This window comes from Falsiroseomonas bella (assembly GCF_003173615.1).
Taxonomy (GTDB): domain Bacteria; phylum Pseudomonadota; class Alphaproteobacteria; order Acetobacterales; family Acetobacteraceae; genus Falsiroseomonas; species Falsiroseomonas bella.
In genome coordinates, this window is the sequence record NZ_QGNA01000002.1 from 268,125 (window position 1) to 278,193 (window position 10,069).

The 10,069-nt window shown below is 71.3% G+C and carries 9 protein-coding genes, 1 tRNA gene and 1 pseudogene; 1 reads left to right on the top strand and 10 read right to left on the bottom strand.

The features are described 5' to 3' along the window. Positions 1 to 10: 10 nt before the first annotated feature. The 3 genes from DFH01_RS28120 to DFH01_RS09625 are packed head-to-tail and all read right to left on the bottom strand — an operon-like array spanning position 11 to position 2,933. Positions 11 to 1,045, bottom strand: a complete 1,035-nt coding sequence (locus DFH01_RS28120) for a Gfo/Idh/MocA family protein (protein WP_158287684.1) — start codon at positions 1,043 to 1,045, stop codon at positions 11 to 13. After that, on the bottom strand, positions 1,045 to 1,878 hold the full coding sequence (locus DFH01_RS28125; RefSeq protein ID WP_158287685.1) for a sugar phosphate isomerase family: 834 nt from the start codon (positions 1,876 to 1,878) through the stop codon (positions 1,045 to 1,047). Before DFH01_RS28125 ends, DFH01_RS28120 begins: the two co-directional genes overlap by 1 nt. Further along, positions 1,875 to 2,933, bottom strand: coding sequence for an ABC transporter ATP-binding protein (locus DFH01_RS09625; protein WP_109870231.1), 1,059 nt, complete (start codon positions 2,931 to 2,933; stop codon positions 1,875 to 1,877). The genes DFH01_RS28125 and DFH01_RS09625 overlap by 4 nt, the downstream gene beginning before the upstream one ends. Positions 2,934 to 3,086: 153 nt before the next feature. Between DFH01_RS09625 and DFH01_RS09630 the strand changes: the two genes are divergently transcribed. Beyond that, positions 3,087 to 3,161 (top strand) — tRNA-Thr (locus DFH01_RS09630). Between the two features lie 75 nt (positions 3,162 to 3,236). On the opposite strand, the gene DFH01_RS09635 is transcribed toward DFH01_RS09630, so the two are convergent. The 7 genes and pseudogenes from DFH01_RS09635 to DFH01_RS09660 all read right to left on the bottom strand — a co-directional run bounded on the left by DFH01_RS09635 (position 3,237) and on the right by DFH01_RS09660 (position 10,037). Next, entirely contained in the window at positions 3,237 to 4,586 is a 1,350-nt protein-coding gene (locus tag DFH01_RS09635; protein WP_158287686.1) for a site-specific integrase, read from the bottom strand. Positions 4,587 to 5,062: 476 nt separating this feature from the next. Further along, on the bottom strand, positions 5,063 to 5,449 hold the full coding sequence (locus DFH01_RS09640; protein WP_332903277.1) for a tyrosine-type recombinase/integrase: 387 nt from the start codon (positions 5,447 to 5,449) through the stop codon (positions 5,063 to 5,065). Then, positions 5,331 to 6,116: a site-specific integrase gene (locus DFH01_RS28690; RefSeq protein ID WP_233256088.1), complete on the bottom strand. Its 786-nt coding sequence runs from the start codon at positions 6,114 to 6,116 to the stop codon at positions 5,331 to 5,333. The genes DFH01_RS09640 and DFH01_RS28690 overlap by 119 nt, the downstream gene beginning before the upstream one ends. Positions 6,117 to 6,136: 20 nt before the next feature. Continuing rightward, a pseudogene (locus DFH01_RS29130) lies at positions 6,137 to 6,448 on the bottom strand (helix-turn-helix domain-containing protein); the annotation flags it as partial. After that, on the bottom strand, positions 6,445 to 8,460 hold the full coding sequence (locus tag DFH01_RS09650; protein ID WP_109870235.1) for an AAA family ATPase: 2,016 nt from the start codon (positions 8,458 to 8,460) through the stop codon (positions 6,445 to 6,447). The pseudogene DFH01_RS29130 and the gene DFH01_RS09650, both read right to left, overlap by 4 nt. 11 nt (positions 8,461 to 8,471) lie before the next feature. Further along, positions 8,472 to 8,825 (bottom strand): DUF6634 family protein, encoded by a 354-nt coding sequence (locus DFH01_RS09655; RefSeq protein ID WP_199231186.1) that lies wholly within the window; start codon positions 8,823 to 8,825, stop codon positions 8,472 to 8,474. Between the two features lie 270 nt (positions 8,826 to 9,095). Beyond that, entirely contained in the window at positions 9,096 to 10,037 is a 942-nt protein-coding gene (locus DFH01_RS09660) for an HNH endonuclease family protein (protein ID WP_109870236.1), read from the bottom strand. Between the last annotated feature and the right edge of the window lie 32 nt (positions 10,038 to 10,069).

Consider the following 10,069-nt stretch of genomic DNA (forward strand, 5'->3'; position numbering starts at 1 on the left):
GTTGCGCAGCCTAGGCTGAGACGGCCGTTTCGTTCCAAGGAATCTCACGCCCCTCGCGGGCAGATCGTTCGGCCAGCAGGCAGCAGCGCACGGCGTCGCGCGCCGCCTCTGGCGGCACCAGCGCGCGGCCGGCCCGGAAACCCTGCACGGCCTGCTCGGCCTGCGTCACCAGTTCGAAGACCTCGCCGCTCTCCCCGAGCGGCAGCGCCTCGGCCTGCTCGCCGGGCTGGGCGCGGCCGCGGAACAGGTGCAGGCTGGCCGCGGGTGCGAAGCTGCGGTCCATCGCGGCGGACCAGAGGCTGCGGATTGCGCCGGCTTCGCCCATCACATGCACCGCGACGTGATGCTCGAAGCCGCCCACCACCGTGTTCAGCGTCGCGAATTGTCCTCCGTCGAAGCGCAGCGTCACGGCCAGCGCTTTCGGCATGGCGGGGTCGCCCGAGGCGAGCGCACGCAACGCGACCGGCCGCCCCCAGCTTTCGCCGTACCACAGCAGCAGGTCGAAGAAATGCACCGGCTCCTCCAGGATCCAGGAGCCGACGCGGCCGAGGTCGTAGCGCCAGCCGCCCGAGCCGGTGCGGTAGGGGAAGCGGAAGAGCGAGACGCTCGCATGCCGCGTTTCGCCGATCGCGCCCTCCGCGATCAGCGCCTTGATCCGCCCCCATTGCGTCGAGACGCGCAGCTCATGCCCGATGGTCAGCACGCGGCCGCTGGCCCTCGCCGCGGCGATCAGCGCATCGCAATCCGCCAGCGTCAGCGCCATCGGCTTCTCGAGCAGCACATGCTTGCCGGCGCGCAGCGCCGCCAGGCCGAGATCGGCATGCAGCGCGTTCGGCGCGGCGATCACCACGGCCTCGATCGCCGGGTCGGCGAAGACCGCGGCCGGATCGCGATGCACCGCGATGCCGGGCCGATCGGCGGCGGCCTGTGCCGCGCTGGCCTCGCCATGCGCCACGACGGCGACGAGCTCGGCCGAGGGCGCTTGGTCCAGCGCGCGCGCATGGTGCCGGCCCCACGCCCCGTAGCCGATCAGCGCGACGCGCATCACGCCAGCGTCGCCCCCGGCATGCGGGTGACCTCCTCTGTCACCACCAGCGCGCAGTCGGGATGCCGCTGCGCGTAGCTCGCGGGCACGGCGGGCGTGACCGGCCCGTGCAAGAGCTTCCGCACCATCGCCGTCTGCCAGGGACGGTTCATGAACAGCCGCAGCTTCCGCGCGCCCAGGATCTCCTTCATGCCCACCGTCACGGCGTATTCGGGGATCAGGTCGATGGCCCCGCGCGTGGCGGTGACGGAGTTGATCGTCCGCGTCTCCCGCGTCAGGCGTTGCACGCGCGTCGGCCGCTGCGCGAAGGCCTCCACATCCACGACCTCCCCGGGTTCGGGCGGCTCGTTGAAGGCGATGTGGCCGGCAATACCGACGCCGCCGAAAGCGACATCCACGCCGCCATGCCGCGCGATGAGCGCCGGCACTGCATCCAGTGCGTGCGGATCGGGAAAGACGATGCGCGGCGCGCGGCCCGGCGGCATCGCCGCCGTCATGCGCCGCTCCATGTGGCCGCGGAAGGAGAGGGGATCGGTCTCGGGTATCCAGTCGCCTGCGGGCGTCAGGTATTCGTCCATGCCGATCATCACGAGGTCGGCGAGCGACTGGTCCTGCTCGGCGCAGAGCCGCGCCAGCACGTCGTATTGCCCGACCGGGCCGACCGGCACGATGAACACCACCGTCTCGCGCCCGGCCGCCTTCGCCAGGCGGCACTCCGCAAGCAGCGCCTCCGCGAAGGCCTGGGTCAGCGCGGCGGCGTCGGGCACCACGCGCACCGGGATGCGCGTGCCGCGGCCGAGATCCTCCGGCCGGATCGCCAGCACCTCCGTCACAGCCGCGCTCCTTCCGGGGAGAAGAGGTGGATATCCTCCGGCGCCAGGGCGAGGCGTACCTTCTCCCCCGCCCGGCGCACGCTGCGGGCGGGGACCCGCGCATGCAACTCGGTTCCGGCGATGTCGAGCGTCACCAGCGTCTCGCTGCCCAGCGGCTCGACCACGGCGGCGGCGCCACTGATCGCGGCCTCGCCCGGCTGGCCGGGCGGCAGCCAGATCAGCCGCTCGGGCCGGATGCCGATGGTGGCCTCGCCCGGTGGCGCTGCATCGGGGAGCGGCAGGGCGGTGCCGTCGGCCAGAAGCGCGTGCCCGTCCTGGATGCGCCCCGGCAGCAGGTTCATCGCCGGCGCGCCCATGAAGGCGGCGACGAAGGTGGTGGCCGGGCGGTCGTAGATCTCCTCCGGCGTGCCGACCTGCTGCACCAGCCCGCCCTGCATCACCACGATGCGGTCGGCCAGCGTCATCGCCTCCACCTGGTCGTGCGTGACGTAGATCGTCGTGGCGCGCAGCCGGTCGCGCAGGCGCTTGATCTCGGTGCGCATCTGAACGCGCAGCTTGGCGTCGAGGTTGGACAGCGGCTCGTCGAACAGGAAGACCTTCGGGTCCCGCACGATGGCGCGGCCCATCGCCACGCGCTGGCGCTGCCCGCCCGAAAGCTCGCGCGGGCGACGTTCCAGCAGATGCGCGATGTCCAGCACCTCGGCCGCCTGGCGCACGCGGCGGCCGATCTCGGCCTTGCCCACGCCGCGCCAGCGCAGCGAGAAGCCCATGTTCTCCGCCACCGACATGTGCGGATAGAGCGCGTAGTCCTGGAACACCATGGCGACGTCGCGGTCCTTCGGATCGCGTTCGTTCACCACCGCATCGTCGATCAGGATCCGGCCGTCGGAGGCCTCCTCGAGGCCCGCGACCATGCGCAGGATGGTGGATTTGCCGCAGCCCGAGGGGCCCACGAGGACCAGGAACTCGCCATCGGCGATCGAGAGGTCCACCCCGTGGACCACCTGGACATCGCCGAAGCGCTTGCGCACGCCGCGAAGCTCGACCCTCGCCACTGCCGTTCCGCTTCCTTCCCCTTCAGGATGCTAGGCGTCTGCCGGCGCGCCGTGCAAGCGGGGTGGGCGCGCCGGGCCTGGCCCCGGCGGGCCGCAGGGGGTTGCGGCCCCCCGCCCAACCCGCTAGGAACCCGGCCGCTTCCGTGTCGGCCCGCTGCTGTAGCTCAGTGGTAGAGCACTCCCTTGGTAAGGGAGAGGTCGAGAGTTCAATCCTCTCCAGCAGCACCACGCCAACCCCCTGATCCGTAAGGCTCCGCGAGGACTCGAAGGGAGCGCCGCGACCGCCCGTCGCGCTTTCCTGTGTCAGGATCGTGCCTCGGCGCGGCCCGCGAAGAACGCCCGGACGAGCGGCGCGAGCTTATTCGGCAGCAGGTGGATGTAGCGCTCGACGCTCTCGAGGCTCTTCCAGTCGCCCCGCTCCTTCACGCGCAGGATGTCGCGGTCGTCCGCGTAATCCCAGCTCGCGCTGGTATGCCGCAGCGGGTGCATCGTGAGGCGGCGGGCGTCGGGGATCTTGAGCTCGACGGCGATTTCCCGGAGCACGCGGTTCATCTTCTTCCCGAGGGCACCCGGGTCGGGGAACGGCGTCCCGTCGGCGGTCCGGAAGACCGGGCCGTGCGAGATGCCGGTGAGCGCGCGGTATTCCCGCAACGCCTGGACGGTGCGCGGGCGCATCTCGGGGATCAGGCGCTCGCGGGTCTGGCCGGGCAAGGACTTCACCCGCCCGAGCAGCATGGAACCCCGCTCCAGGTCCACATCCGACCAATGCAGCCGGTGGAAATCCCCGCGTCTCGGGCCCTCGCAGACCCCCACGACGAGGACGACGACGAGCGTGTGCTCGCCCCTGGCCTTCGCCACCTCGATGATGCGTTCGGCGTCGTCGGGCCTGAGGCAGACCTCGCGCCGTTTGGAGACCGGGATCGGGTCGAATTCCGGCCTGAAGCAGCCGCGCGTGGCCCCGAGCCGTCGCGCCGCCAAGTTCAGCACGGCCTTCGCCGGAATCACGACCTCCCGGCCGAAGGACACAGCGGGTATCGTGTCGGGAGGCGCCTTCCCACGGCGTTCCGCCCGCTCGGCTTTCGCGCTGAGAACCTTTGGGCGAACGACCTCCTTCAGGAAGTTCGCGGTTATGTCCTCGCACCTCGTGTCTGGCCCGATCAGGCCGAGCAGCCTCTTCACGCGTGTCTCCGTATCTGGCGATCTGGCCTCGTCCGCGAGGTAGACCTGCACCGCCTCGCCGAAAGTCGCCTTGGGGGGCGCGTCGCGTACCTCCGGCTCGACTAGGAGCACCGCCACGGGCGGCGGCGGCGGCGGCGCGGCGGGTGCGCGCGGGGGCGGCAGGACGACGCCGTCGAACCTCGCGTCAATCTCCCTCAGGGCGTCGGCCAGGTGGCGATGGGCGCGATCGCGGTCGGTCTCCCCGGTCGTCCGGCGGACCCTTGTCCCGCGATACGTCCCCACGACCTGCCAGATGCGCCCCCGGCGCTTCAGGTGCAGCCCCTTCGCCAGGCTGCCCCGGCGCCTGCGTCGTCCGCCCTCCGGGTTCGACAGTCCCCGTCCTGTCTGCATCGCCGCCCCGCGTGTCGCTTCCACGTCGCGCGCCGCGTCTCCCCTCGGGGTTCCGGCAGCGCCGATCAAGTCACGTACGTCCATCGGGCGGTCATTCCAAGCATCTGTTTTTGCTTGATGAATCCCCGTCTCAAGTACTGCTCCGACGCGGCCAGGAACAGTCCGCGCAATTGCGACCATTTGATTTCAAAACCGGCCGCCGTCGCGCCGACGCAAGCCATCCTGTTGTTGGCAATGCTGCACGACTACGGAAGAATGCTGATGCCGCATCGGCTGCGCCCTTGCCGATCACGGGGCGATTCCCCAGGCGCGTCCCCGGATGCGCCGTCGGCCTGGGCTTATCCCGGGGAGTCCAAGCCCGGCTTCGGGCGGTCCCCGGGCGGCGCGGAGGCGCCGCCTTCCGGCTGAAGGACTGCGCAAGGTCGGGCGGAAGACCCTGCGCGGCCACCGCCCGATCACGGGCGCGCGAGGAGGCTGGCGGCGCGTCCGGGGCGGGTGCCGGGCTTCGTGTTGACAAGCAGGCAGCCCGGCGCCGGGAATTCACCGGCGCGATGCGGCGTTCATGCCTCGGCCGGACTGGCGAGCCGCCCCCAGAACCGCTCGATCTCCGGCGCCATCCCGGGTGGTGCGAGGTGGGCGTAGCGGTCCGCCATCTCGAGCGACTCCCAGGCGCCCTCCTCCTTCAGCCGCTTCAGGTCACGGTGGACGCAGTAGTGCCAGCTCGCCCAGGAGTGCCGGATCATGTGCAGGGTCACGTGACGGTCGATCCCGGCGGCTCTGGCGATCTTCCTGAACGCCTTGTTCAGCTGAGCGCCGGAGACCTTCGGGTCAGGGTGCCACTCGCTGCCATCGGCGCGCCGGAACACCTGCCCGCTGGACGAGACCGCACGCTGGCGCTGCAGCGCCGCCACGGCGCGCGGCTCCAGGTCGCCGAGGCGGTCCTTCACGTCGCCGGAGCTGGCCTTCACGTCGCGCAGCGTGGCCCGCGCGTAGCGGAGCTGGACGTATTTTCCAGTCCAGGTTCAGCGTCTCGCCGCGGCGCGGACCGACGCAGAACATAAACTCGAATAGCGGCGCCAGGTGCGGCGGCGACGCCGCGACGATGGCCTCGGCCTCCTCGGGCGTCAGCCACTCCTTCCGTCGCTTGCCCTGGCGGATGCTCTCGAACACCGGCAGGCGGCACCAGCCCCGGATCGCGCCGTGCCGCAGCACGGTGCGGACCGGCGAGACGACCTCCCGCAGCCGCGTCGTGTCGGCCGCGCCCGGCCGCAGCAGGTCCTCGCACGCCTCGTCCAGCAGCTCCTGGTTCACGTCGTCGCAGCGGATGGCCTGCCGGTTCGTGCGCTTCAGGAAGTCCAGGAAGCGGTTGAGCCTCCGCTTGGTGTCGTCGGACCTCTCCCGCTTCAGGTAGCTCAGCGCCGCCTCGGCGAAGCCGCGCGAGGCCGTCACCCCGTGGACGGCTCCCCGGTAGATCTCCGCTTCGCGCGCCGCGCGCCTCTCCTCCGCGAGGGCGGGGTCGTCCGTTCCAGTGCTCTCTCGAACGCGTTGGCCGCGCACGGTCCCCGAGAGCCAGAGGACGCGGGTGCCGGGGCGGGAGACGACCTTGAGGGGCATCGGAGACACTCGATCAGGTGGTTGAGGGCGACGGGGTCGAAGCGCACGCGGCGACCAGCCCGGATGACCGGCGGCTGGTGTCGGGCGACAAGCGCGCGCAGCGTCCGCTCGGGAATTCGGAGGTGGCTCGCCGCGTCGGCGAGCGTCATCAGCCCGGTCGGCGACGCCCGCGCCTCAGGGGGTCTCGACGCCTCAACCGATGGCGTCAGGCGGTCCTCTTCCCGTTTGCCCGTTCGCAGCGACGGGGGACGGTCACGCATGAGCAGCGCCGTCTCCGCCTGGGCGCGCGCGAGCGACGCGTGCAGCGCGCCCGTTTCGGTGACGGCCCTCATTGACGGCTTCCGGCGACGATGCGCTGGACCTCCTCGCCGCTCAGCGTCTCCCGGTCGATGAGCGCGCGGGCGACCTCCTCGACGGCAGTCTCATGCTTCTGCACGAGCCGCATCGTCGTGGCGTAGCCGTCCGCCATCAGGAAGCCGACCTCGCGCGCCAGCGTCTGGTCGACAGCAAGGAGTTGCGGCACCCGCTCCACCGACGGCAGGCCCTTCCAGATCGGTGGCTCCACACCGTCGGTGCCGAGACCGAAGGCGGTCACCGCGACGGTCGCGATCCAGGTCGCCTGCGCGATGTCGCTGGTCGGCGATCCGCCCGCACCTGCCGACACTTCGTTCAGCAGCAGATGCTCGGCGGCGCGTCCGGCCAACTTCTCGGCGATGGCGTTGACGATGACCTCGCGGGTGACGTGGCGGTCGCCCTCGGCGGAGTTGAAGCCGAACTCCGAGGCGACCGTGCCGAGGGTTCCCCGGTCGAGGGTCGCCTTCGGCACCGAGACCGAGCGCAGCGCGCCGGGTCGGTTCAGCGCGATGACCACGGCGTGGCCCCCCTCGTGGATGGCGACGCGGTGCCGCGTCGCGTCGGGAACCGGCGTCGCCCTCCCGATCTCCGCTTCGAGGTCGGCCAGCATGGGGCGGCGGTCCTCGCGCCGGGCACGGCGGCGCATGCCGCGGACGGCCTGCTCGACGTGCGCGCCGCTGAGCCCGACGCAGGCACGAGCGAGCCACGACACGTCGACCTCCTTCAGGTCGTCGGCGAGGTGGTGGCGCAGGATGCCCGTCAGCGCCTCGGCGTCCGGCAGTCCGATGCCGACGATGCGGTCGAGCCTGCCGGGACGGAGCAGCGCCGGGTCGATGGCATCCGGCCGATTGGTCGCCGCGACCACCACGACACCCTCGCGCGACTGGGCGCCGTCGAGGAGTTCCAGCATCGCGTTCAGCACCTGCACGCTGTAGTCGCGGTGCCGGGCGTCGAAGGTCGCGCGGTTGCCGACACCGTCCACCTCGTCGATGAGGAGGATGCAGGGCGCGGATCTCCTCGCCTCGTCGAAGGTCGTCCGCATCGCTTTCAGCATGTCCCCGAGGTGCCCGGTGCCGGACGCCTGCCAGGCGCCCAGGCTGCCGATGACGAGCGGAATCCCGCACGAGGCGGCCAGGGCGCGGGCGAAGGTCGTCTTGCCCGTGCCGGTGGGACCGGCGAGCAGCACGCCCTTGTCCACGTCGCGCCAGGGCAGTCGTCCCGCGCGGTAGGCGCCGAGGTCGTGGCGCAGGTCCAGGCCCCAGCGCACCGCCTCGTCCATGCCATGCAGGTCTTCGAGCCGGGGAGCATCGGGCGTGGTTCCGGTCCGCGCCGACGCCAGCGACAGGGCGCGCCGGAGATGGCCGTCGGGGTCGCGGCCCGGGCGGCAGGCCAGCAGCAGGTCGCCTGGCGTCACCAGGCGCGCCTCGGCGTCGTCCGGTACGAACGAGGGCGCCGCCCCGTGGTGCAACGCCATCGCCTCGACGAGGGCGGTTCTGTCCGGTCGCGGCAGGACCACGTGCCGGTCGGCCGAGCGCAGCAGGTCCGCCGGGAGGCAGCGCCCCGGCTCGGGGCTGAAGGCGTAGACCTGCCTGCCCCGCGACAACGCGCTCCCGATGCGGGCCGTCGTCTCCAGTGGATTGCCCTTGGGCGGTTCGTTGCGCCGAAACTCGAGCCAATCCTCACGCGGCGGGTCGGCGTCGTCCCCGTCGTCGGGGACGGCCTCGGTCGCGCGGACCTCGGCACGCCACGCCTCGGCGACCGGGTCGGTCCAGTCGCTGTCGGGGACCTCGACCACGACGACCGCCGCCGGGGCCAGCGCGATCTCCTTCAGCTCCGGCTCGTCCGCCAGCGCCCGGCGCACCAGGGCGCGGGCGGCGGCCTGAACCGGGCAGACCCGGTCGTGCGGGCCGTCGTGCGCCGCAGCGTCGGCGCCGACCAGCAGCGCTTCCACGAACTCGCTCCGCGAGCCGTCTTCCTTCCTGTCGGTCATGGCGCGCCCCCTCAGTGCCGGGCGGGCTTGCGGAAGGGGACGGCGACCGAGGCGTGCGGCCGCCCGAGCGCGTAGAGGCGCGACAGGGTCCGGGCGAAGCCGAGACCCGGCGCGAGCGCCCAGACATCGCTGGTCCGGACGGTCGGGCCGCCTAGGACGGGGTGGCCGCTGACCCGCCCGGTCAGGCAGGGCACCGGGCGCTGGGACAGGGTCCAGCCGTCGAGGAAGGGGGCATCGCGCAACTCGGCGTCTGTCGGCAATCCGCCGCTGGCCAGGCGCTTCAGGTCGTCGAGCAGCGCCGCGAGGCGTGCGATTTCGGCATCGGCGGCGCCCATGTCGGCGCCCGCCTTGGTGATGAGGATCACTGTGGTTCTCCGCTCCGTGGTGTGTCCGGGGCCGTCGAGGACGGCTGGCCGCGGACGCCGACCGGGGCGGAGGGACCGCTACCCGATCAGGCGACCGAGGCGCGGAGCGGTATTCGGCGGGGCAGGAGGATGAGCAGCGCCGACGCGGACGCCGGGGCGAAGGTGCCCTGTCGGGAGGTGGTCCGGCGTCGGGAAGGGCGCGGGCTCATGACGAGAACGAATACAGAACAGATGCGCCACCCAAGTCAAGCACCTCGCGCGGCGGCGGCATCACGAACCGGTGGAATCGGCTGGATCGTCGTCCGTCTCGAACCCCTGCGTCGAGAAGAGGGTGTCCTCAGCCTCTGCAAGTTCCTCCTCGAAGCGCATCCGGACCCTTCTGCCGTCGGGCTGCGGACGCCAAGCCGACATCTCCGGAAACGGCAGAGCAGCCGCCGCTTCCTCGACGAGGGTTTCCTCTCCAAAGAAGCCGACGATACGCATGCTGCGATTCCACTCGAGCGCCCACGACCAGATCGGCTTCAGCTCGGGATGGCGTCGAATGACGGCCTTGAAGAAGCCGTTGGCCGCGATGCCACGGAAGCGAGGCAACCAGTTCGCGGTGTACTCCGCGAACGCCTTCAGCCGAACATTTCCCCAATCTGCGCGTCTCGCCTCAGCCACGGTGCAGAAGACACCGGGCAAGGCCGACCCGTTCTTCGTCTGCTCGTCCAGCGTGAGCAGGAAGAAGATGGCCTGGACCTGCATGTGCGCGAGTCCATCGGCGTCGTCGGGAGGAACCTGAGGTGGACCGACGATCTGAAATGACAGGCTGGCGCTAGGTCCGAGGTTCCCGTGAAGCACCTGTTCAGTCCGGCTATCGCGGACAGCACGCTTCGTCTTCGGGTGCCTCGCGCTGCCTTTCCTGGCTGCCTCCTGCCGCACGAGATCCATGTCCGCGGGGTGCTGCCCGAAGGCGTCTGGCTGCAGGATCACCGCAGAGACGACGCTTTCATGGCGAGACTTCTTCTCGTTGCACGCGCGGCAGCTCTTCACGAGCAGGTTCCATTGGCCCTCAATCGAGCCCAAGGGCACGAAGCGCCGCCCGATCACGTGGTCCACGTTCGGCTCGACCTGTCGAACGAGAGGCCGGATGCAGTACGGGCAGATGGTGTTCTTCAGCCGGACAACGTGCTTCGGCGATGCCACCTTTAGCGGTCCCGTGGCGGCCATCGGGCCTTCCCCCTTTTCGTGGGCGCTCGCGC